This is a genomic window from Alloprevotella sp. oral taxon 473 str. F0040, from assembly GCF_000318095.2.
Lineage (GTDB): Bacteria > Bacteroidota > Bacteroidia > Bacteroidales > Bacteroidaceae > Alloprevotella.
Genome location: NZ_KB290718.1, coordinates 173,784 through 198,187 on the forward strand (window position 1 = coordinate 173,784; position 24,404 = coordinate 198,187).

Consider the following 24,404-nt stretch of genomic DNA (forward strand, 5'->3'; position numbering starts at 1 on the left):
ATCAACATGCCATCACAACCAAAAACTCTTCACGTGATAACCTCTCTTCGCACCGGTGGTGCGGAGCGTTTGATGGTAGATTTACTCCCAAGATTACAAGAACGAGGATTGCAAGTGGAACTGGCAGTTTTGGATGGCACAGCCACTGACTTCTATTCTGCTTTAGAAGCTCAAGGAATTCCGATTCACGCGCTAGGCATGGGTGTCAGAGCGATGCATTCTCCTTGCTGTATTCCTGCTTTGCGCCGTTTGATGCGTCAATTTGATATAGTACATACACACAACACTCCTAGCCAATACTTTGTGGCAATTGCTAGCATGGGGATGAAACTAGCCCCAAAACTTGTCACAACGGAGCACAACACAACAAACACCAGAAGAAATATCCCTTGGCTGCGTTGTGTCGATAGCTGGATGTACAGCCGATATGCTGAGATCATAGGCGTGAGCCAAAGCACCACTCAAGCTTTATTAGACTACCTCCCACAGCTACCTCACTGCCTGACCATCAACAACGGTATTGTGGTTACTAAATTTCAAGAAGCATTTCCAGCAAACGATATAATAGAACAATATAGCCAATATAAACGCTTGGTGGTGGCAGCTGCATTCCGCGCACAAAAGGATCATGAAACAATTATTCGTGCGCTACATCTGCTTCCTGATGATTATCATCTCCTTCTCGCAGGAGATGGAAATCGCAGAAAAATAGTTGAGGAGTTCGGAGCACAAGAGCAGCTTTCACAGCGCGTGCATTTTCTAGGTAATCGAAATGATGTTGCCAATGTACTTAAAGCGGCTGATGTCATTGTTATGTCAAGTCGATATGAGGGGCTCTCTCTCTCATCATTAGAAGGCTTAGCTTCTGGTCGCCCAGTTGTGGCAAGTGACGTTCCTGGATTACGTGAAATTGTGGGCAATGCAGGGATTCTCTTCCCACAAGGTGATGCTCAAGCCTTAGCCAAGACTATACTGGCCTTAGAAGAACATCCCAAACTTAGACAACAGACCATTGAGAAGGGCTTGCAGCGTGCTCATCAATACGACATCTCCACGATGATTGAGGCTTATTGGCAAGTATATCAGAGCCTATAATGCATAGATAAAATGAAGAAAATCATTCGCATTTCAACAGTCCCCATCTCTCTCAATATATTTTGTAAAGGATTACTATACGATTTGTCGAGCCAATACGAAATTATAGCTGTTTCTTCTCCAGGAGAAGCCCTAAATGAAATAGCAGCGCGCGAAAAGATACGCACGATAGTTGTACCTATGCATCGCCAAATAGCCCCTGTTCGCGATTTGATTGCTTTATGGCAACTTATAAAACTCTTTTATAAAGAACGTCCCGACATGGTGCACAGTATTACCCCAAAAGCTGGGCTGCTAGCTATGACAGCAGCAAAGTTAGCGAGAGTTCCTGTACGCCTTCACACTTTTACTGGGCTCATCTGGCCAACCTCCAAAGGGATTAAACGCAAAGTCCTAATCACAATGGATAAATTGCTTTGTGCATGTGCCACCCATATTAATCCAGAGGGAAAAGGTGTCGCTGACGATCTTCGTAAAGAAAAAATCACGAATAAGCCTCTTACGGTATTGGGACACGGTAATGTACGAGGTATAGACTTCAATTACTACTATCCCTCCCAAGAGATAAAGCTTTCAGCCAAAGCTTTGCGCGAGAAACTGGGCATCACCTCCGATACCTTTCTCTTTCTCTTCGTTGGACGCATTGTCCGTGACAAGGGAATAACAGAGTTAATAGAGGCTTTCCAAAAACTCTCCGAGAATTTGTCACGAGATGCTGAGTCTTTCTCTAAAACTGCACTACTACTCGTAGGAAACGAAGAAAAAAATCTCGATCCGCTTCCTTGCACTACAAAACAACTTATAAAAACGCTGCCCAACATATATCAGTTACCCCACCTCACCGATATTCGTCCTATATACGCAGCAGCACAGGCCCTCGTTTTTCCTAGCTATCGAGAGGGTTTTCCAAATGTCGTGCTTGAAGCAGGGGCATTTTCTCTACCTAGCATCGTTACTGACATCAATGGTTCGCGAGAGATTATCACGCAAGGAGAGAATGGTTTCATCGTTCCGCCTCACGATAATGTCGCTCTTGCTCGAGCCATGCTAGAAATGAGATATTATCCTTATAGAAAAGAGATGGGAATAGCCGCACTCCACCATGTGCAGGAACATTTTGCACAACCCTTGGTGTGGAAAAATCTCAAGTGTTACTATCAACAACTGCTATCATGACTGCTATCCTACTCTTCATCAAGCACCACTTCCACTGGATTTGGCACATAATAGAAGAACTCAATGGACTAATATTCAACTGGCGGTATCCATCTCTACAGTCTACTACAAATCACATTTTGAAATCAGAGGACGAAAAAGTCCCCCTTGATTTACATTGGTCCATAGTAGAGGCAGACGATTTACCACTACTAGCCCAATGGCTTCAACAACTACCCAAGACTAGTTTGCAATTCTTTCACCCTCATAGTTTTGAGACTGAAGAACTGAAACGTCTATGGAAGAATCCAGCTTTTCTTTTTATCAAAGTTTGTAAGACAAATGATCCTCGTAACATAGTTGGGTATCATTTTTTGAGAGGTTTCTTCATCGGTCGAGCCTTTCATGGGCTACTCGTTGACCCTAGCATGGGCGGACAAGGAATTGGTGGACAAATGTGGCGCATAGCCATACTAATCTCCGAGGCACTAAAGCTTGACTTATATGCCACCATTTCTGACTTAAACATTGCTTCTTTAAAATCAGCTCAGAAAAGTGCTTTTCTCAAAGAACAGCGACAACTAGCCAACGATTATCGTCTATATAAAGTCTTGGGACTCCGAACCTAGCTCCGTGTTTCTACACCACTGAGAAAGTCTGATATTTGTTGCCTCTTAAGCATTTATTCTTCACACATGGTCAAAAAAATATTTGATTTCACATTTGCCCTCATCGGCCTATTATTATGTTGGCCAATCTTGCTCGTCGTAGCCCTCTTAATACAATGGAAAATGCCAGACGGCCCCATATTATTTCGTCAAAAACGGGTGGGACAATATGGCAAACTATTTACCATAATCAAGTTTCGCACAATGTCGGTATCACACCATGGGTCTTCCATTAGTGTAGCTGGTGAATCACGTATCACACCATTAGGAGCAAAGCTAAGGAAATATAAACTAGATGAGCTCCCTGAATTGTGGAATGTGCTCATCGGTGATATGAGTTTTGTGGGGCCTCGTCCTGATGTCCCTGGCTATGCAGACCTGCTCAAAGGGGAAGATAAAGATATCTTACGTTTGAAGCCAGGTATCACAGGCCCAGCAACTTTGAAATATCGCAATGAAGAGGAACTACTAGCTCAACAAATAGATCCACAACGCTATAATAACGAAGTGATTTTTCCAGATAAAGTAAAAATCAACCTTGATTATTTTCATCATCATTCCTTTTGGGGAGATCTTTGCATCATCATAAAAACAATCTTATGAAAAAACCTATATACCTCTGCTTAGCCCATATGGGAGGTAGCGAGCAACGCTACATTCAAGAAGCCTTCGATACTAATTGGGTCGTGCCTCTTGGTCCCAATGTCAATGGGTTTGAAGAAGATTTAGAACGCTTCCTACAATCAGGCACGACTTCTACTTCAGCCTCTCATGTTTGTGCATTGTCCGCAGGCACAGCCGCATTACACCTTGCCATGGTGCTTTTAGGCATAAAAGTAGGAGATGAAGTGATATGCCAGAGTTTCACTTTTGCTGCCTCAGCCAATCCTATTACCTATCAAGGAGCTACTCCCGTCTTCGTAGACAGCGAGACCGAGACATGGAACATATCCCCCCAACTCTTGCAAGAGGCTATTGAAGATCGCATATCAAAAACGGGTAAAAAACCCAAAGCGATCATAGTGGTACACCTTTATGGTATGCCAGCCAAGATGAAAGAAATCAAGGCAATAGCTGAACACTACGATATTCCAATTGTGGAAGATGCAGCAGAAGCTCTAGGTTCTTCTTACAATGGACAACATTGTGGCACATTTGGTGAATATGGCATCCTAAGTTTCAATGGTAACAAGATGATCACCACAGGTGGAGGAGGTGCTATAGTCTGCAAAACTCAAGAGGCCAAACAACGAGCTCTGTTCTATGCGACTCAAGCGAGAGAGAGTTTCCCTTACTACCAGCATGAATACATAGGCTATAATTATCGCCTAAGTAACATCTGTGCAGGCATAGGACGCGGTCAAATGGAGGTGCTAGATCAGCACATATCCCATCATCAACACATTGCGGAGCTTTATGCTCAGGCCTTTACTGATAATCCGTTTATCACTCTTCATACTAATCCTGACACTATCTCTAATAGCAACTATTGGCTCAACACTATCATCCTCTCAGAAAATGCTCCTTGTTCTCCCGATGACATACGTGAAGCACTTGCAAAAGAAAATATAGAAAGTCGCCCTTTGTGGAAGCCAATGCACCTCCAACCAGTCTTTCAGAATGCTCCAGCGTACGTAAATGGTGTAAGCGAAAAAATATTTCAACATGGATTATGCCTCCCAAGTGGCCCTTGGGTATCAGACAAAGATGTTCAGCGAATCGTAGATATTTGCTTATCAACATTATCAGTATAGAAAGCATTCAAAATGAACATAGACATATCAGAATAGCCTCTAATAGTCATATTTAACTATAGGACAGCTCTAGAGATAAGAAACTACAATTATAACAGTTGGATAATTGAAGCTAATATACTATTTTTGCAGTAGTGTAAGATTTTATAGAAAACAGAGGCCTACGATATTACTAACAACATTACACACCCCACCCAAGAAATGGGCACTAAAACCTAAAATTCATGCTAACCAAAATTATCCGTTGGTACCTATCACATGATGCTCTGCCCTATTGGTATTTACTTATTGCAGATTGTGTACTTATTTTCTTAGCAGGGATTGTAGCATTCTATGCAAATCATAGTGCAGAATCTGTAAACTTACGTCCTGTCTTACTAGCTCTACTAGCTTACCTCCCATGCTATCTTGTGGGCTTTCGAATCTTCCACACATACCTTGCTCCTGCGCGGAGAATGGCCCCTATTGATATACTTCGCATTAGCGGAGCACTATTTTTAGGCTTTATTCTCATTATGCTATTGAGGGTCTTCTTCCACACTGACAACATCGTACAAATGGTCAGGATGCGCGATCTTTTATTGCAGTGCATATTATCCATTGTTCTCATGATTTGTCTACGTATCATGGTGCGCATCAATTTTGAAGGTTATATAAAGAGAAATCACCTCACTGGACTTTATGGACTGTCGAATAGAAGTCTACTTGATATAGAATTATCCTCATTACTCCCTCGTAAAGAGATTGAGGTGGACATGATCACTATACGTAACAAGATGCAGAATAAATGCATTCTTGTCACAGGTGCTGCAGGTAGCATAGGAAAAGAATTAGTGCGTCTTTTAGCCCAACTCTCCCCGAAGAGCCTACTCCTCTTGGACATGGCTGAGACACCTCTCCATGATGTTCGCGTAATGATGCAACGAGAATTTGCCAATGTTCCTTGTAAAACAGTAGTATGCAACATCTGTCACCATCATCGTTTGGAAGATTTTTTCAAGCATAACCGTCCCGATATAATCTTTCATGCGGCGGCCTATAAGCACGTTCCTATGATGGAGGACAACCCTACAGAGAGTGTACTCAATAACATCGATGGTACTATAAAGTTAGCTAATCTTGCAGTAAAGTATGAAGTACAAACCTTTGTGATGGTAAGTACAGACAAAGCTGTCAATCCCACTAGTATCATGGGATGTTCAAAAAGAGTCTGCGAGATTTACTGCCAAAGTCTCAACAACTCTCCACGCAACACTTCTCAATGTAACTTTGTCACCACAAGATTTGGCAATGTTCTAGGCTCTAACGGTTCTGTTGTCCCCGCCTTCCGTGAACAAATTCGCAATGGGGGACCAGTTTATGTGACGCATCCAGAGATTGTACGCTATTTCATGCTCATTTCTGAAGCCTGCAAACTGGTACTTCAAGCTGCCACGATAGGAAAAGGAGGCTGCATTTATGTTTTTGACATGGGGCATTCAGTAAAAATTGCGGAGTTGGCACAGCGCATGATCAAACTTAGTGGTAAGCAAAATATTAATATCGTTTATACTGGCCTTCACCCTGGGGAAAAGCTCTATGAGGAAGTTCTTAATGATCTAGAGACAGTGGTTCCTACTAGCCACGAACGTATCAAAATTGCACGAGTACGTGAGTATGATTTCAATAAGATTGAAAATGAAATTCTCCATCTAGTTGAAACAGCCAAAACATATGATGCAACAATGACAGTTAAATCTCTTAAGGCTATCATTCCAGAATATAACCCACAGAATCCCGACTATCAAACACTTTGTCAGTCATGAGACTGTTACATAACAAGAAACAACCAAGTATTTATAAATAACAGATGAAATCTTATTTTTCAGTACTAGCCCTTTCGGCTGCTGCCTTTTATGGCACAACGGCTATGGCACAAACAGACGATTACAAAAACTATCGTGAAGTGTCTCGTGACACAGTAGACAACGTATCCACCACTCGTGTTGTCGTAGATTCAGTCTATTCAACTAAGCAAACCATGACAAATGGTTTCTTTGACAACTGGTTTGTCTTTGCTACAGGTGGAGCACATAGTTTCTATGGCGACCACTCTCATCTTGGTGGTTTCTCTGGAACCCTTTCTCCCGACTTTAGCCTTGGTATTGGTAAGTGGGTTACTCCTGGCTTCGGTTTCAAAGCCGAATTCATTCGTAGCAACTCAAAGGGTTATACTCTTCCCGGTTATGGCTATCGTTACGGCGACATACTTACAAATAGCAAGGGAGAAAAGTATCAAAAAATGAAAACCAATTGGTGGGATTTCAGCATCAATGGTATTTTCAACCTCTCTCGTCTTATTGCTGGCTACGAAGGTAATAATAGCAGCCGTCTCATGAATCAGTTCTGGCTCAACCTAGGTCTTGGTGCAGTTCATCATATGGGACTACAAGGCACTGGTTCAGACAACGAATGGAGCGGACATGCAGAATTCCAATATAGCCGCTTCTTCAATAAAAAGAAGAACTTCTCTATTGACCTTAAAGCCCGCGCACTCGTCTACCAAACTAATTTCGATCTCGAATATGGTAACCGCGACTATTCTGCCAATAAATTTGATGCCAACATTGGTCTAGCTGTCGGATTCACCTACTATCTTGGTGGCACAAAGCATAATACTTGGCAAACCGCTGGCCAAACCATTTACAAGACAGACTATCGTGAACGTAAAATCGAGATTGTTAAGATTCCCGAAGGTGTAAATCCCGTGAATTATAGCACCTTGACATTCTATGTATTCTATCCTAATAACTACTCTGGTCGCAACGACGCTCCACTAGTAGCTACTTCTAAGGTTAACGCAATTGACTACCTTGCTGGCGGTATTTACACTCAGAAGAAATTTACAGACAACGCTGCTGTTACAGCTCGTTTGAATCGCAATGCCAACACTAATGGTCTTGCATTTGTAGACATTCCCACTGAACCTGCTAACCGCAACTTCGCTGTAAACTACGTACCCCGTGGTTACGAAATGTCTACTAAGCCTCTTTCGCTCAGCCTCCAAGCTGATGAAATGGTAAGTTTCCAACGTCATGCAGGCTACTTCTATGCTCCTATCTTTGATGGCAACAATGCATGGCAGTATCGTGTCGACAACGAAACTTGGAAACAACGTCTTGCTACTGAAGACAATTACAAAGAAACAAACTCTTACCAACTCAATGCTCACGCTGGTCTTGGCACTGTACGCCAATACCTCAAGGTTGAAAATGGTGATGAGCTCGTAAGCTTTGCTGACATCTACGCAGCAATGATGAGCAACGTAGGTCACATCTCTCAATACACTGATGCAGCCACTGTTGCACGCATTAAGAACATCCTTGAGAAGGGTACTATCACCATGATTCAAGCAGAAGGTCTTGCTACAAGTCAAGATAACTACTCTGGTGCTGATGCAGCACAAGTAGGCCTACAACGCAACAATGCTCTTTCTCAAAACCGTGCTAACACTGTTATCACATGGTTGAAGGGTAAAGATCGCTTGCAACAAGTGGCTTCTCAAATCTTCCTCGTAAATAGCCTTGATGGTGCAGTACGTAATGTTCAAGACAACAGCACTCGTAGCCTCAACGCAAAACTCAACCGTTGCGTGAAAGTACGTATCCACTATATGCTTAAGTAAGAGAATATAGATGCTTCAATTCCTCAACTGAGGTTTCCATTTAGAGTGACATTCTTTAGGGAATGTCACTCTTTTTTTGTGGAAACAGAAAAAAAGCTAAGCTCGATTACACCAAATGTATTACCTTTGCAGAAGGAGTTAGCACTCCAATTCATTTTCATTCACCACTTAAAATCTACGTTCCATGCTCATCACAACGACCTATCAGGTGGATGGACAGCCCATCCGACAATATCTTGGCGTCATCAGTGCAGAAAGCATTATTGGTGCCAACTTTCTCAAAGACATTCTAGCCAGCCTCACAGACTTTTTCGGCGGTCGCTCCAACACTTATGAAAAGGTACTCCGTGAAGGTAAAGAGACAGTGCTCCGCGAACTTCAAAATCAAGCCTCTATGATGGGGGCAAATGCTATTGTAGGCGTGGACATCGACTACAACACCGTAGGCGCTAATGGTTCTATGCTCATGATAGTAGCCACAGGCACAGCCGTTATCATCTAACGTCCCTCTCTTACGACCTCTCGCTGTAAATAGACACGCAACACCAACCGTTCTTCTTTGCAGATTTTAGACTAGTTCTGCGCGTCTGCAAAGAAGAACATGATTATTCTTATGCTACAATCTCATTTCAACTCAGAAGGACTCATCGAAGCCGGTTGCGACGAGGCTGGCCGCGGATGCCTAGCAGGTGCTGTCTTCGCCGCAGCTGTCATCTTTCCAGCAGACTATGAGAATACACTTCTCAATGACTCCAAACAATTGTCTGCTAAAAAACGAGAAGAACTTCGTATGATCATTGAACGAGATGCACTGGCTTGGTGCGTGGCACAAGTGGATCCCGAAGAGATAGACCGCATCAATATCCTCAATGCTGCCATTCTCGCTATGCACCGCGCTCTCGATGGTCTCACTATTTGCCCCGAACACATCATTGTCGATGGTAATCGGTTCAAGCCTTATGTCAAAAAACGAGAGCAACAGACTGTTAAGAAACCAGCCAACACCGAAAAAGCTACAATAATCCCTCACACGACCATCGTGAAAGGCGATGCAAAATACCTCTCTATCGCAGCAGCTTCCATCTTAGCCAAGACCTATCGCGATGATTATATGACGAAGCTCCACCAACAACACCCTCACTATGGCTGGGATCGCAATGCAGGTTACCCAACGCGCCAACATCGTGCTGGGATTGCCGTACATGGCACCACACCCTACCATCGCATGACCTTCAACCTCCTAGGCGATCGAGCGCAACTCGAATTAGATTTCAAATAGTTTACCACTCTTCCCATGCCCCACTACGCAGACATCGTACTTCCCTTGGCTGTTCCTGGTGCCTACACCTATCGCGTTCCCCCTACCTTAGGGGATAGTCTTGTCGTAGGCTCACGCGTAGTGGTACCGTTGGGAAAATCCAAACGCTACACCGGGATTGTTATCCGTCTACATGATGGGAACAACACCGTTGAAGCCGAAAAAATAAAGGATATAGAGGAGTTGGTAGATGAACAGCCATTACTCTTACCTCAACAGATAGCACTGTGGCGTTGGATGGCGCAATACTATCTCTGCTGTCCAGGAGAGGTCATGAAAGCAGCTCTACCTGCGGGCTTAAAGCTCGAGAGCGAAACACTCCTTGTAGCCACCGACGATGCAGACCCTCATGATGAACTACTAAGCAAGACTGAACAAGCCCTCCTTCGTGCACTCACCAAAGCGCAGAGTTTGCTCCAAGTGCGAAAGGCACTGCCACTTCCAGGACTGACCCGAGCAGCTAAAAGGCTCATCGAAAACGGATTGATTGAGGTAGAAGAACGAGTGAGCCAAGGCTTCAAAAGTAAAACAACTACGATGCTTCGTCTTTCCGAGTCCTATCATTCGGAAGAAGCCCTTCTTGCACTTGACAATCAATTAAAGCGAGCAGAACGCCAGCGTGAAGCTCTCTTAGCTTTCCTCGATATGGCAGGCATTGATAGTGCCACTGCTTTGAAAAATTTCTCTTTGCTTCAGCCCGTACAGCGAAACCTTCTCCAAGAACAGCTTGGAGATTCTACGGCTGGCATTCCCGCCCTCATAAAGCGTGGAGTGCTCGAATCATACCATGTTGAAGTTGGACGGCTCAAACTACACAAGGCTCTCCCCGAAAGCCTGCACCATCCTCTCAGCGAAGCGCAACAAAATGCGCACGATAAAATTGTGGCTTTGTGGGAAAAGCAGCATGTAGTGTTGTTGCATGGTGTCACCTCTAGTGGAAAGACTGAAGTCTACATCCAATTAATAAAGGAAACGATTGCGCGCGGACAACAAGTCTTGTTTCTCCTCCCCGAAATTGCCCTCACCACCCAAATCACCGATCGTCTCGGACGTGTATTCGGAGAGAAACTAGGAGTCTATCATTCCAAATTTCCAGACAATGAGCGCGTAGAACTGTGGAAGAAACAACTGTCCGAAACCCCTTTCCCTCTCATCCTCGGAGTCCGTTCTTCCCTCTTCCTCCCCTTCCAAAACCTCGGTTTGGTGATTATTGACGAAGAGCACGAATCGAGCTACAAACAGCAAGACCCTGCACCGCGCTATCATGCACGTGACACCGCCATTCTCATGGCGCATCAAGCAGGAGCAAAAGTACTTCTCGGCACTGCCACACCTGCCGTAGAGACTTATGCACATGCCCAAGATGGGAAATATGGCTATGTCGCCATGAATCAACGCTTTGGTGACGTGGCGATGCCAGAAATCGTGGTAGAAGACGTGGCAGAACTACGGAGAAAACGCCTCATGCCTACCCCCTTCTCCCCTCGACTTCGCGACGAGATAGAAGCTGCTCTCCAACAAGGACAGCAGGCTATCCTATTTCTCAATCGCCGCGGCTACAGTCCAGTACTTCAATGCCGCAGTTGTGGATGGTCACCTCACTGCACACGCTGCGATGTGCCGCTGACCCTCCATTTGAAGATGAACAAAATGGTGTGTCACTATTGCGGCACCCACTACGATGTGCCCACCCACTGTCCACAATGTGAGCAAGCTGACCTACGCGACATGGGAGCTGGAACAGAAAAGATTGAGGCTGCTATCGAAACCTGCTTTCCCCAAGCGAAAGTAGGGCGAATGGACCTCGACACCACGCGCTCACGCTCTGCCTACGAACGCATCATTCACGATTTCCAACACGGACAAACGAATCTTTTGGTAGGCACGCAGATGGTGACCAAGGGATTAGACTTCGGTGGAGTGAGCGTGGTGGGCATCCTCAATGCTGATCAACTGCTGAACCAATGTGATTTCCGCGCCCACGAACGTGCTTTTCAAATGCTATCACAGGTAGCTGGCAGAGCTGGCAGACGTGGCAAACAAGGCCGCGTGGTGCTCCAAACACGACAAGCAACACTTCCAGTGGTGCAACAGATTGTGGATGGCGACTATGGTGCGATGTTTCAACAAGAGATGCGCAACCGTCAACGATTCCGTTTTCCTCCTGTCGTGCGCCTCATCGCCATTTATCTGAAACATCGAGAAGAACGTGTGGTGGCCGGCGCAGCCCGCCAGATGGCTGCATGGTTGCAACCTCAATTTGGGGAAGATCTTCTCGGGCCCGACCGACCACATGTGGGATATGTGCAACTGCTCCACATCCGCAAAATACTCTTGAAAGTGGATTCGTCGCGAAGCGCAACAGAAGTTCGCCAAATGCTACGTGCTTATCGCGAGGGCCTCATCGCCCTACCCCAATTTCGCAATGTAACCATCTACTTTGACGTCGATCCAGTCTAACCTTTTAGGCTGGATCGCTTTTCTTTTCCACAATCGAGAGGAGGAATATAGAAACTTCTCTTTGCTGAATTGCAAGAAAAACAGAAAATTCCTCCTACTTTTAGCTACACCGCTTGCCACTTTCGAAAATTCGTTCTACCTTTGCCCCTATCATGCTACGAATGTTCAAACGAAAATACAAGGCTATGATGATGGCATGGATCATGCTATTGTCATTTTTGCCTCAAGTGTTGGTGAAGGGATTTCACCAGCATGGAACTTCGTTGGACAAAGTGGAATGCAATTTGGTGGCACGCACCCTGCATGCCCCTTCTGCTTCGACGGCTGAGGACAGCAATGCTCAATCCAATCAAAAACAGCATGATAACCTGCGTAAACAGCTCGCTCAACATCAGAAAAACTCTCCAGATGAAGGACAAAGCGACAGCACGGATGGACATGATTGCGCCATCTGCCACTTCTTGATTTCGCCCTTCACGCCACCCACTTTCACGGCCTTTTCTTTTTATGCTCCCACGGTGCGTGTTGCCTACCAGCAACAAGCCGAAGCGGTGTATGCGGTTGCCGTGACCACTCCCCAACTCCGTGGCCCTCCGCAGGCCTAATTTATTGTGATAGACTAGTTTCCTACTGCTCTTATCTTCTTTTTTGATAGGCAAAACTCACTAGTCTAAATTTTGATTTGCCCTTTTTCGGCAAATCCTTTCCTCTATTTTTCTTCTTTTTTGTGTTCTCATGACGGAAATACCCCTCCTATTTAGAGGTGTTTCTGCGGCTTCGGCATTCGCACTAGGAATAACGCTAAAAGTGCATTCCTCTGCTACTGCCGAAGAGTGAGATGATGACTTAGAATTTCTCTATGAAGCGATTTTTCTCGAAGAATTTCGCCTTGTGGTCGATGGTCGTGCTTAGCCTACTATCCACCACACTGCCCGCATTTGCACAAAACTCTAATTCCTTTCGCATCATTGTATTCGATGCAGAAAGCCAACTTCCCGTGATAGGAGTTAGCCTATCGCGCCACAAAGACATCGCCCCAACGAAAGGAGATGGGATATTGCAGATATCCCCCTCCTTACTTAAGGGAGATAGTCTGCACCTTCATGCCATCGGCTACCTTCCTCTCACAGTAGCGGTGCAGGAAGTGCGCCACCACCAACCTCTTCGTGTGCAATTGCGCCCGATGAGCAATCAGCTCAACGAAGCTGTAGTCAGCGGACAACGCGTGCTTCACACTCAAAATGCTGTGTCCAATAGCATCACCACAGCCGATATCGCAAAAAACTTGGGAAACACTTTTGCCGGCATGCTAGAACAGGTGAGTGGTGTGAGTATGATTCAGACAGGATCGACCATCGCCAAACCCGTGGTACATGGCATGTATGGCAACCGCTTGTTGATTATGAACAATGGAGTGCGCCAGCAAGGACAACAATGGGGCGTGGATCACGCGCCCGAGCTCGACGCCAGTGCAGCAGGCCGCGTCACCGTGGTGAAAGGTGCAGAAGCTGTGCGCTATGGTTCAGAAGCCCTTGGCGGTGTCGTCTTGATGGATGCTCAGCCCTTGCCCTATGGTCAACGAAAGATCATGGGTAAGCTAAGTGGACTCTACGGTACCAATGGACGAAAATATGCCGTAACCCAGCATTTGAGTCAAAGTTTTCCACTCTTCGGCGGCGATGCGGCTTGGCGCGCACAAGGCACTTATGTTAATGGTGGAGACCGCAGCACTGGTAGCTATCTCCTCAACAACACTGGCATGCGAGAAGTCACCGCATCCGCAGCGTTGGGTTGGCGCAACTCACGTCTAGAACTACAAGGATTCTATAGTTTTTACTCCACCCAAGTGGGCGTACTCTACAGTGCACAGATGGGTGATGAAGAATTGCTACGTGAACGCATCAAGATAGGACAGCCAGTCAATTTCTACCCTTGGACACGCAGCATCGACTATCCGCACCAAAAGGTCGTGCACCACGTTGGTAAGCTGGAAGGTCGCTACACCTTTGCCAACAAGAGTCGATTGTCTGTGAAGACAGCCTGGCAACATGACGACCGCCGCGAATACAATCAGCGCAGAAACTATCGCTCCATGGTGCCTACCTTGGATTTGCGCCTCAACAACTTTCAGACTGATGCTCAATGGAAACACACTTACGCTGACAACTGGTCTAGTGAAATCGGTGCTTTCTACGGCGCAATCGACAATTACAATGAGCCTGGCACAGGAGTTGTGCCCATCATCCCCAACTACACTCAACAAAACCTCGGTGCCTACGCCATTCAGAAATACACGGGCCACGATTGGGGAGCAGAACTTGGAGCACGTGCAGATCATCAAACCATTGATGCACGCGGTAAAAACATCTTTGGTGAAAACTATGGAAACTTGACCCGCTACACCAACTTCACCTACTCTGCTGGCGCGCACTATCACGTGCTACCTCAACTAGATGTACTCACTAATTTCGGCACGGCTTGGCGTGCTCCTCACGTGCATGAGTTGTATAGCTATGGCGTGGAACAATCCAGTGGTCTATTTGCTCGAGGAGACTCCACACTCCGCCCAGAAGTGAGTGCGAAATGGGTAACCTCCTTGCGCTATGCTTCTAAGCGCATCACCGCTTCGGTCGATGCTTATCTGCAATGGATAGACCACTACATCTACGATGAGCCTACCAAGGAAGTTATCACGATGGTGTCAGGAGCTTATCCTGTGTTTCAATATCGCAGTGACAATGCTTTCTTCCGAGGCATCGATGCTGATTTCTCTGCAAGAATCACCCCAAAACTCCATTACACCGTAGGTGGAAGCATGGTATGGGCGAATGAAACAAAGACTAATCGTCCTCTCCCCTACATCCCCTCCTTCCGAGCCACGCAAAGTTTAGCTTATCACTTCGGACACCTCGGACATCTCCACGACATCCATGCGAAAGTGACGCATCGCTTCGTGGCCAAACAAACACGATTTGATGCAAAAGCCGACTTGATTGACCACACCCCACCTGCCTATCAACTTTGGGGGGCCGAGTTGAGTGCAAACTTCGTGATGCGCAACGGACATCACCTCCACATTCTCCTCACGGCCGACAATCTTTTCAATCTCACCTATCGTGAATACACCAATCGTTTCCGCTATTATGCCCACGACCTCGGACGAGATGTGCGATTGATGCTCACGTGGGATTTCTAACATCACTATAATTCTCAGTAAAAACGAGGCAAAGCCTCTCTAACATCGCCTATAATATGAACAAAACCTTCTCTCTCCTATCACTGACGTTTGCACTTCTCATGGGCTTCGTCAGCTGCAACTCCACCGTCCGCGAACCAGTGGACGAACGAAAGAGCAAAGATCATGGTGATCCTATCAGTGTGGTATTGACGCTCACTCCCGGCACTCTCGTAAATCAAGTGTTCACTCCACAGCTCAATCCCACGATGCCACAACGTAGTCGTCAGACCATCGAATACTCCCTCCAAAAAGAGATTGGTTGGGCTCCCAAGGCAGGCAGCAATGCAGGCTTTGAGGTGTATCAAGCTAGCGAAGACCCCACACAAGTCTACCGTCTCGACATCCACTACTACGATCTTGAACACAAAGATATTACGTATCAGTTTGTAGAAAACGGACAAGATAAAATTCACCAACACTTCTTCACAGCCGAAAATGTGAAGACCGCCGACGGCACGCTCGAGCATAAAGAAGTCAGATCCAATGCTGTGTTTGACTATGTGTATGGCGACACAGATCCATGGTCACAAGAAATGGGCAACAATGGGGTGCGCTGGATTGGCAAAGACAATCCCATCGGCTTTAAAGGATATTTTCGCTTCAAGCAAGTGCGCAATTTTGAAATTAATACGCGTCTCATGCACGCACGCATCTCAAAATACAGCCGCCGCGACCACACGGTTTCTCCCTTCTATGCTCCCACACCAGGACAACGCAGCGAAGATGCTTGGGATGTGACCATGCGTTTCCCAGTATCAGTGTCCGCAGCTTCTACCACACAAAAATAATCACGAACTTCTATAACACAATATCAAGATGAACAAGAAGATTCTCTCTCTCCTCATTGTTTTGCTCTGCGGTTTCTCCTTTACAGCCTGTGAGAAGGATGAAACTTGGATTCGCCCCAATCAGAACAAACCTCTCCAACCTGATAACGGAAAATCAGAAACTCCTCACGAGGACGAAGATGCGCCAGCTAAAGTTGAACTCACCCTTGCTGGTGGTCACTTCCACGGAGTAGCCTTTCACCAGGATGCCGATGCAAAGGGCATTCTCTATAAGAAAGCAGTGCAGCACATCACCTATGTGCGAGAAGGCGACCAATGGAAGCTGGCAGAAGGCAGTGATTCCGTGTTCCGCGTGATGAGTTCCAACGAATATCGCTACCCATATGGTTTGTGGATCAAATACTATGACAAGGACGGTAAGGACATCACGAGCACCATCGCAGAAAACGGCGAAAGCAAAGCCCATCAGCATTTCTTCCAAGCCAGCAACGTGCGCCCCACTTTCGATGGCAAAGCGCAAGAATATGACAACGTCACAGATTCTTTGCTGGACTACACCTACATGGACACCAATCCCACCAATGGCATATTGAAACAGACCACCGTCGATGGGAAAATTGTTCCTGCTGCCACACTTCGTGGCTCACGTGTTGTTGGCAAAAAAGGCGATGACTTGATTTTCACCCCTGAAAATCCAATTGGCATGAAAGGTTTCTTCCAATTCAAACGCCAGCGCAAACAGTTTGACATGACCATCAGTCTCTACCACTTTGAAGGAAACGCCAAGTTCCTCGACGGCAGCCCTTCAGGCTTTGTGGCCCCTCGCACTGGTCAGCGCAATCTCAGCCACTTAGAAGTGCAATTCAAGATTCCTTTCATTGTTTATGCTTCACGCGAAGAGACTGGCCTTTGGGAAAAAACCGACCGTGTGCCTTTCGACAAACTCAATGCTGACGAAAAACGCCTTGTCACTTCTACAGCGCGTGCCTACAACATCAACCTCATTCAAGCTCTGAACGAATGGTTTGAGCAAATCTTGGGCGAAGTAGACAAAGAAAGCGGTAGTCTTTGGTTCTAATCCTCCATCTCACTAAGACCTACTCCTCACAACATGAAAAAATCCGTGGACGATATAAGAATCGTCCACGGATATTTTGTTTTATCAAAGAGTGATACGGAGTCTACTGTAGAAGGATTTCGATAGTATTCTAAAGTTGTGTGTAAGCACCAAAGTTCTTATTATTGTGGTGAAAAAAGAAACAAATGGTACTATCGGAAAAAAACTTGTAAGATTCTCTGTTCTCTCTCCCTTTTGTCAGGCTAAATATATCTAATAGCTCCACCACTACCGAAAGGGTAATCACTGACATCTTTATTCATATATGGAGAGTCCAGACAGTTTTCCCCTTCAAAGCAGCAACGAGGTTTTGAAAAGAGGGTTCCATCATCAGCTTGCGTAACAAATGAATGGTTGTCAACCTTAATAACACATCTCACAACACCTTTATACACGCCAAGTACATAGTCTATTTGTTTAGCCTTTTCACGGCATATTTTCCAATACTTTCGCGTTGACTCGTAGATATTGTTTCTCTTATACACTCCTTTTGCTTTGGTCTGATTGTAACTTCGATTGAGATTTACCAAAAGTATATTATCTCCTTTCTTTACTTCAATATTATCTCCTTTCTTTACTTCAATCTTTTCGCAATCATATAAGACATTGATTTCTTCTATTGTCTTAATACCTTCATCCCATTGATGGTGACCGGCTACGAGATTTGTTAACTGGTTATCATGATTGAATGGCGAATATGTCAGCACATCTATCAAGGTGGATTCTACTAGATATGCTTCTTTTTCCTCAAGATTGTGACGAATAATGTAATAGGCAACCTTTTTTCCCTCTGATATGATGCTTCTAATGGTGTCAAGCTTTAAATTAGGAGCATTCTCAGAAAGAGCATCCTCTAGAATATCGTCTAGAGCACCCTTTGCATGTTGGAAAACCCTGTTTTCCTTACCTTTGCCTATGTAGAATATTTTACTATTTCTTGGATCAACCAAGGCATACACATAATTCCCTAAGGCCTCTTTGACTGTATGGCTGAATTTCATATCTACTATTATTAGTTGATGATTGCCAGCATTCCGGATTAAATCACGCCTTGCGCCATCATAGCTTTGGCCACCTTCATGAAACCTGCGATGTTCGCTCCTTTCACATAGTTCACATAGCCATCGGCCTCTGTGCCATATTGCACACAAGCCTCATGGATACTCTCCATGATTTGGTGCAAACGCGCGTCCACTTCTTCTGCCGTCCATGACAGACGCGCTGAGTTTTGACTCATCTCCAAACCAGACACCGAAACACCGCCTGCGTTGGCAGCTTTGCCCGGTGCATAGAGGATTTTAGCTTCCTGGAACACATGGATAGCATCAGGAGTAGAAGGCATATTTGCCCCTTCACTCACTGCAATGCAACCATTTGCCACCAGTGTCTTCGCGTGCTCGCCATCGAGTTCGTTTTGAGTGGCTGAAGGAAGCGCAATATCTGCCTTGATGCCCCAAGGCTTCTGCCCTTCAAAGTATTGCGCAGTGGGATATTCCTCGGCGTATTCGCGGATGCGGCCACGATAGAGATTCTTCAACTCCATCACATAGTCCAGTTTCTCGCGGTCGATGCCATCGGGGTCGTAGATAAATCCGTCACTATCGGAGAGAGTGAGCACCTTACCACCGAGTTGGAGCACTTTCTCAGCAGTGTATTGCGCCACATTGCCTGCGCCAGAGATGAGGACTGTCTTGCCTTCGAGTGTTTCACCACGAGTGGCCAACATCTGCTGGAGGAAATAGACATTGCCATATCCTGTGGCTTCTGGACGAATGAGGCTACCGCCAAATTCTCTACCTTTACCAGTGAATACACCTTCAAATTGGCGCGTATATTTTTTGTAAGCTCCAAACATATAGCCCACTTCGCGACCGCCCACACCGATGTCGCCAGCAGGAACGTCGCAGTCTGCGCCAATGTTGCGATGCAACTCTAGCATGAAGGCTTGGCAGAAACGCATCACCTCAGCAGCACTCTTGCCACGGGGCGAGAAGTCCGAACCACCCTTTGCACCACCCATGGGGAGCGTGGTGAGTGCATTCTTGAACACTTGCTCAAAAGCCAAGAACTTCAAGATACCGAGATTGACCGAAGCATGGAAGCGCAATCCTCCTTTGTAGGGGCCAATGGCGTTGTTGTGCTGCACCCGATAGCCCATGTTGGTGCGGATATTACCCTGATCGTCCATCCATGTCACTCGGAAGGTATACACTCGCTCTGGGATGCAGAGACGCTCGATGAGATTCACCTTGTCAAACTCAGGATGCTTGTTGTATTCCTCTTCGATGGTGGAGAGTACTTCTTCCACGGCCTGATGATACTCAGGTTCGTTAGGAAAACGATGTTTAAGGTCTTCGAGAACTTTTGAAGCGTTCATAGGGGATATTTTTGAAAGGAAGGAGAAAAATCAGAAGTATTACTTTCTTTTCGCTGCAAAATTATCACTTTTCATAAACACGCGCAAGCAAAGACCTATTTATTTTATTGCATCTACTTTATTTTTTAGGAAATCGTCCGAAAAAAGTTTCCACAATACTCCATGATTCCAAAAGTAATGAGTAAATTTGCTCCATAGTTCACCGACATATCAATAGAATAAACATCTATTCATCTATTATAACCCCAACAACAATGGCATTTTTAACTGACGAAAAATTGGTAATCGTTGGCGCAGCTGGCATGATCGGCTCCAACATGGTACAAAGTGCGCTCATGATGGGCCTCACTTCCAACATCTGCCTCTACGACGTATTCTCTCCCGAAGGTGTGGCTGAAGAAATGCGCCAATGCGGCTTCAACGATGCTCGCATCACTGCTACTACTGATGTAGCTGAAGCCTTCAAGGATGCCAAATACATCATCTCTTCTGGTGGTGCTCCCCGTAAGGAAGGTATGACTCGTGAAGACCTCCTCGCTGGTAACTGCAAAATCGCTGAAGAACTCGGTAAGAACATCAAGACTTACTGCCCCGACGTGAAGCACGTGGTGATTATCTTCAACCCTGCCGACCTCACAGGTCTCGTGACTCTCCTCTACTCTGGTCTCAAGCCTGGTCAAGTGACCACTCTCGCTGCGCTCGACTCTACTCGTCTTCAAAGCGCACTCGCTAAGAAGTTCGGCGTGATGCAAAACGAAGTGAAGGGTTGCGCTACTTATGGTGGCCACGGCGAACAAATGGCTGTATTCGGTTCTGCTGTTGAAATCGCTGGCCGCAAGCTCAGCGACATCGTTGGCACTGCTGAATTCCCCGAAGAAGAATGGGCACAAATGCGTAAGGACGTGACTCAAGGTGGTGCTGCTATCATCAAGCTCCGCGGTCGCTCTTCTTTCCAAAGCCCCTCTTACCTCTCTGTAGAAATGATCCGCAGCGTGATGGGCGGCGAAACTTTCCGCTACCCTGCTGGTACTTACGTAAAGAACGAAAAGTACCAAAACATCATGATGGCTATGGACACTGTCCTCGATGCAAACGGCTGCAGCTACAAGATGCCCGTGGGCACTGCTGAAGAAGTCGCTGCTCTCGATGCTAGCTACGAACACCTCTGCAAGATGCGCGACGAACTCGTTACGCTCAACATCGTTCCTCCCGTATCTGAATGGAACACTATCAACCCCAACCTCTAATCTCAGAGGATATCTTACTACAAATCGCGCTCAAGCATTGCTTGGGCGCGATTTTTGCTGATGCCACTATAGGAACCCTTACCATATAAGGCAGTAAAACTGCATACTCCATCTCCCTCTACCTCAAGAGAACTATCATTCACATAATATAAAAGCATTAGCCAAAGCCTACTTACCTCGACGCATGCTAATATAGGAGTAGCTGGATTAAAAACAATTTATTGCTGATGCAAATTTGTTCACCCCATATTTTTATGTAAATTCGCCTCTGAATCAAAAGACTAAACCTTACAAAGCAAATCTACTAAACCCCTCTACAACACTCTCAAATGAAGACTCTAAATCATAAATTCTTTCGGACATACTAATCTGTTTGATTTATATGTCCGAATCATCACTTACAATCTCATACCAATATTCTATGTCAGACTACAACAAATATGGAACAGAATATTCAGACGGGAACCTCTGGAAAACCATAAAGAAGTGGGGCAGTAAATTGGGTGAAGAAGTTATCTACAACATTTGCTTACTTTTCTATCTAGCTAAATCTCCCAATCTGCCAACCACCGAAAAGATGAAGGTATTAGGTGTCTTAGGCTATCTCATACTCCCTTTAGATGCGATTCCTGATTTCATCCCCATGGGTGGACTGACCGATGACATCGGAGCAATAGCATATCTAATTAAGAGTTTAACTACTTACATCACACCTGATATAAAAAAACTAGCAAGAGATCGTGCGCATAAAATAACCCACAAATAAGCGTAGCTTTCTGTTGGCGTGTTGATGGGCTTTAGGTACTGCCGATGCTATATCTTAACCTGATAAGAAAGAGCTTAATTGGTGAGCACGCTAGATATTAAGCGCACGACAAACTCGCTTAGATAGCAGGAGAAAAGAATCCTATAGATTAAATATCTCCGAGGTGTTGAAAAACATCTCGGAGATTTCTTTATATATCTCCCACATTATTGAGAGAATGTCAGAGAATTTCGAGAAAAAGTCGCACGAAATATGGAACAACTTGTAAGCGTAAAAAGCAAGAGACGAAGGCGACAAGGAATAGTTCAACTCTGTGAATGTGAACAACCCCTAAATAGTCCTTCTCACGCGTGCGCGCACGCGCACACTACAGCGATTTTCGTATTTTATCCTTCACAACCTTCACAGAAATCGCTGGAACGCGATGAAAAACAAGGAGTTATAAGAGAGTTTCGGACATATTTTAACACTCTAACCAAAGAATAAAAGAACATAAGAGCAAGAGGACTAGGAAAAAACCGATTAATAGTGCTCATTATAAATCAATTACAAAGAAGTCTGTGAAGGTTGTGAAAGCAAAAAGTAAGAAATCGCTGTAGTGCGCGCATACGCGTGCGTGTAAGTCTCAACCTCTCAGACAGTCATAATACACTGCCAGGATAGAATCTACCCATTATGCAAAGCATACATAGCAAAACATAGTGTATCCAATGAAAAATCTTCACTTTTTCCTGGATTTTTCTCTCTTTGCCCTAATATCAACCCATATATACATGTAGGGCTATGCCAAACTACATGAAACATCAGAAACTAGCTCCTTGCTAATCATGTCGGCAAAATGAAAAGGCAGGGAAGAAGCAAGACAAGCATCGCCCCGAAGTCAAAACATTCCTCCCTACTCACAATTTTGTGAATCCATATATCGCAAAGTTTTGCGCATTTTCCACCCAAACCGGTCTTTACTCCCATTCAATTCGGCTCAAAAAGACAAAAATCGGACATTTTCTGCACATTTTTCGCCGAAAGACTTGCATGTTTCAAAAAGAGTTCGTACTTTTGCATCGCAATTGGGTCATGGTGTAATGGTAACACTACAGGTTTTGGTTCTGTCATTCTGGGTTCGAATCCCGGTGACCCAACAAAATGCGCTGATTGGCTGCGTTATCGACGCTGACGATTAGCGCGTTTTTGTATATATACCCCTACTTCTTTTTTTGTTAGTCTTCCACCTTTCTTTCCCATCTCGGACTATGGCATCACTACAATCGCTCGCCAAAGATACAGCCATCTACGGTATGAGCTCCATTGTGGGGCGTTTTCTCAACTACCTCTTATTTCCACTTTACACCCACGTATTTGCAGCAAGCACGGGGGCTAATGGCGTTATCACCAACGTCTACTCTTACACCGCACTACTCTTTGTCATACTCACTTTTGGCATGGAGACTACGCTCTTTCGATTTCTCAACAAGAATGGAGAAAACGACCCTGAGCGTGTTTACACCACCGTTTTAGCGATGGTAGGTAGCGTGGGATTACTCTTTGTGGCACTAGTTGGGGCTTTTATCGATCCTATTGCAACACAAATGGGCTATCCCGACCATCACAACTACGTGATGATGATGGCTGCTGTGGTGGCACTAGATGCTTTTCAAGCTGTGCCCTTCTGCTATTTGCGCTATCAGAAACGACCTCTCAAGTTTGCAGCGCTCAAGCTGAGCTTTATCGTGCTAAACATCCTACTCAATCTGCTATACTTTGTGGTGCTTCCACGTCTGGTGCCGAGTTGGCAAATCGAAGTAGGACACGTGTTTTTTGTCAATCTGATTTGTACAGGCCTCATCACTCTCGGATTTTGGAAAGAGCTCTTTGGCGTACGTTGGCGTATTGACCGTAAGCTCATCCGCCCAATGTTAGTTTACTCTTGGCCCATGCTTGTGCTCGGCATTGCAGGTATTTTGAATCAGACAATCGACAAAATCATCTTCCCATGGCTCGTTCCTGGCGCAGAAGGACGTGTACAACTCGGCATCTATGGAGCCGCAGTGAAAATAGCCATGATTATGGCACTCATCACGCAAGCTTTCCGCTATGCCTACGAACCCTTTGTTTTTGCAGCTGCAAAGAATGATAGTTCAGGCGACAACCGCGCCACCTATGCAGCCACGATGAAATACTTCATCATCTTTACGCTGGCTGCATTTCTCCTCGTGATGGCGTATATAGACGTGCTCAAACACCTCATGGGGCGCGACTACTGGGAAGGACTGCCTACAGTGGCAGTGGTGATGGTAGGCGAAATCATCAAAGGCATATATTTTAATCTTTCCTTCTGGTATAAACTCACCGACCGCACCATTTGGGGAGCATGGTTCTCCACCGCTGGTTGCCTGGTATTGGTGGCTTGCAATCTTTATTTCATTCCACAATATGGCTACATGGCTTGCGCCTGGTCGGGCGTGGCGGGTTATAGCGTAGCGATGCTGCTGAGCTACTTCGTGGGACAAAAATACTATCCTATCAACTATCCACTCAAAAGCATTTTCCGCTACGTGGCACTCACCGCGGCACTGTACATTGGAATGGTGATTTTTGCCGATTTTATCAACAATAGTTTTCTACGTTTAGTCTTCAACACGCTTCTCATCGGAATATTTCTCACCTATATTGTGCGCACTGACTTTCCACTTTCCTCACTTCCCGTAGTGGGCAAGTATTTCCGCAAACGATAACCTCTATCAGCAAAAGTAAGGAGTT

General features: G+C 45.5%; 19 protein-coding genes and 1 tRNA gene. 18 read left to right on the forward strand and 2 right to left on the reverse strand.

Going from position 1 to position 24,404, the window contains the following annotated elements:
* The first annotated feature begins 33 nt into the window (after positions 1 to 33).
* The 14 genes from HMPREF9999_RS09095 (at position 34) to HMPREF9999_RS09160 (ending at position 17,218) form a co-directional block, all read left to right on the forward strand.
* Complete coding sequence (locus tag HMPREF9999_RS09095; RefSeq protein ID WP_198144643.1) at positions 34 to 1,095, forward strand: glycosyltransferase; 1,062 nt, start codon at positions 34 to 36, stop codon at positions 1,093 to 1,095.
* Positions 1,096 to 1,107: 12 nt separating this feature from the next.
* A complete protein-coding gene (locus HMPREF9999_RS09100; protein ID WP_009752446.1) occupies positions 1,108 to 2,271 on the forward strand; it encodes a glycosyltransferase family 4 protein in 1,164 nt (387 codons plus the stop codon).
* Positions 2,268 to 2,879: a hypothetical protein gene (locus tag HMPREF9999_RS09105; RefSeq protein ID WP_009752447.1), complete on the forward strand. Its 612-nt coding sequence runs from the start codon at positions 2,268 to 2,270 to the stop codon at positions 2,877 to 2,879. Before HMPREF9999_RS09100 ends, HMPREF9999_RS09105 begins: the two co-directional genes overlap by 4 nt.
* A gap of 66 nt (positions 2,880 to 2,945) precedes the next feature.
* Positions 2,946 to 3,521 carry a sugar transferase gene (locus HMPREF9999_RS09110; RefSeq protein ID WP_009752448.1) on the forward strand — a complete coding sequence of 192 codons (576 nt, stop codon included), beginning with the start codon at positions 2,946 to 2,948 and terminating at the stop codon, positions 3,519 to 3,521.
* Positions 3,518 to 4,672, forward strand: a complete 1,155-nt coding sequence (locus tag HMPREF9999_RS09115; RefSeq protein ID WP_009752449.1) for a DegT/DnrJ/EryC1/StrS family aminotransferase — start codon at positions 3,518 to 3,520, stop codon at positions 4,670 to 4,672. The genes HMPREF9999_RS09110 and HMPREF9999_RS09115 overlap by 4 nt, the downstream gene beginning before the upstream one ends.
* Positions 4,673 to 5,280: 608 nt before the next feature.
* A complete protein-coding gene (locus HMPREF9999_RS09120; RefSeq protein ID WP_232301296.1) occupies positions 5,281 to 6,477 on the forward strand; it encodes a polysaccharide biosynthesis protein in 1,197 nt (398 codons plus the stop codon).
* A gap of 44 nt (positions 6,478 to 6,521) precedes the next feature.
* Positions 6,522 to 8,336 (forward strand): hypothetical protein, encoded by a 1,815-nt coding sequence (locus HMPREF9999_RS09125; protein WP_009752451.1) that lies wholly within the window; start codon positions 6,522 to 6,524, stop codon positions 8,334 to 8,336.
* Between the two features lie 184 nt (positions 8,337 to 8,520).
* Entirely contained in the window at positions 8,521 to 8,838 is a 318-nt protein-coding gene (locus tag HMPREF9999_RS09130) for a YbjQ family protein (protein ID WP_009752452.1), read from the forward strand.
* A 111-nt stretch (positions 8,839 to 8,949) separates the two neighbouring features.
* Entirely contained in the window at positions 8,950 to 9,615 is a 666-nt protein-coding gene (locus tag HMPREF9999_RS09135; protein WP_044063413.1) for a ribonuclease HII, read from the forward strand.
* 15 nt (positions 9,616 to 9,630) lie between these two features.
* Complete coding sequence (gene priA / locus HMPREF9999_RS09140; RefSeq protein ID WP_009752454.1) at positions 9,631 to 12,114, forward strand: primosomal protein N'; 2,484 nt, start codon at positions 9,631 to 9,633, stop codon at positions 12,112 to 12,114.
* 161 nt (positions 12,115 to 12,275) lie between these two features.
* Positions 12,276 to 12,719, forward strand: a complete 444-nt coding sequence (locus tag HMPREF9999_RS09145) for a DUF2946 family protein (protein WP_044063414.1) — start codon at positions 12,276 to 12,278, stop codon at positions 12,717 to 12,719.
* A 254-nt stretch (positions 12,720 to 12,973) separates the two neighbouring features.
* Positions 12,974 to 15,310, forward strand: coding sequence for a TonB-dependent receptor (locus HMPREF9999_RS09150; protein ID WP_009752456.1), 2,337 nt, complete (start codon positions 12,974 to 12,976; stop codon positions 15,308 to 15,310).
* A gap of 56 nt (positions 15,311 to 15,366) precedes the next feature.
* Positions 15,367 to 16,140 (forward strand): hypothetical protein, encoded by a 774-nt coding sequence (locus HMPREF9999_RS09155; protein WP_009752457.1) that lies wholly within the window; start codon positions 15,367 to 15,369, stop codon positions 16,138 to 16,140.
* 28 nt (positions 16,141 to 16,168) lie between these two features.
* Entirely contained in the window at positions 16,169 to 17,218 is a 1,050-nt protein-coding gene (locus HMPREF9999_RS09160) for a hypothetical protein (protein ID WP_009752458.1), read from the forward strand.
* 242 nt (positions 17,219 to 17,460) lie between these two features.
* Here HMPREF9999_RS09160 and HMPREF9999_RS09165 read toward each other — a convergent pair whose 3' ends face one another.
* Both HMPREF9999_RS09165 and HMPREF9999_RS09170 read right to left on the reverse strand, forming a co-directional pair.
* Entirely contained in the window at positions 17,461 to 18,258 is a 798-nt protein-coding gene (locus HMPREF9999_RS09165) for an LEM-3-like GIY-YIG domain-containing protein (RefSeq protein WP_009752460.1), read from the reverse strand.
* 38 nt (positions 18,259 to 18,296) lie between these two features.
* Positions 18,297 to 19,634, reverse strand: a complete 1,338-nt coding sequence (locus HMPREF9999_RS09170) for an NADP-specific glutamate dehydrogenase (RefSeq protein WP_009752461.1) — start codon at positions 19,632 to 19,634, stop codon at positions 18,297 to 18,299.
* A gap of 254 nt (positions 19,635 to 19,888) precedes the next feature.
* Between HMPREF9999_RS09170 and HMPREF9999_RS09175 the strand changes: the two genes are divergently transcribed.
* The 4 genes from HMPREF9999_RS09175 (at position 19,889) to HMPREF9999_RS09190 (ending at position 24,379) form a co-directional block, all read left to right on the forward strand.
* Positions 19,889 to 20,881: a malate dehydrogenase gene (locus HMPREF9999_RS09175; protein WP_009752462.1), complete on the forward strand. Its 993-nt coding sequence runs from the start codon at positions 19,889 to 19,891 to the stop codon at positions 20,879 to 20,881.
* A 421-nt stretch (positions 20,882 to 21,302) separates the two neighbouring features.
* Positions 21,303 to 21,647 (forward strand): YkvA family protein, encoded by a 345-nt coding sequence (locus HMPREF9999_RS09180; protein ID WP_009752464.1) that lies wholly within the window; start codon positions 21,303 to 21,305, stop codon positions 21,645 to 21,647.
* Between the two features lie 1,068 nt (positions 21,648 to 22,715).
* Positions 22,716 to 22,786: transfer RNA gene (locus tag HMPREF9999_RS09185), tRNA-Gln, on the forward strand.
* A 111-nt stretch (positions 22,787 to 22,897) separates the two neighbouring features.
* Positions 22,898 to 24,379 (forward strand): oligosaccharide flippase family protein, encoded by a 1,482-nt coding sequence (locus HMPREF9999_RS09190; RefSeq protein WP_009752467.1) that lies wholly within the window; start codon positions 22,898 to 22,900, stop codon positions 24,377 to 24,379.
* Positions 24,380 to 24,404: the final 25 nt, after the last annotated feature.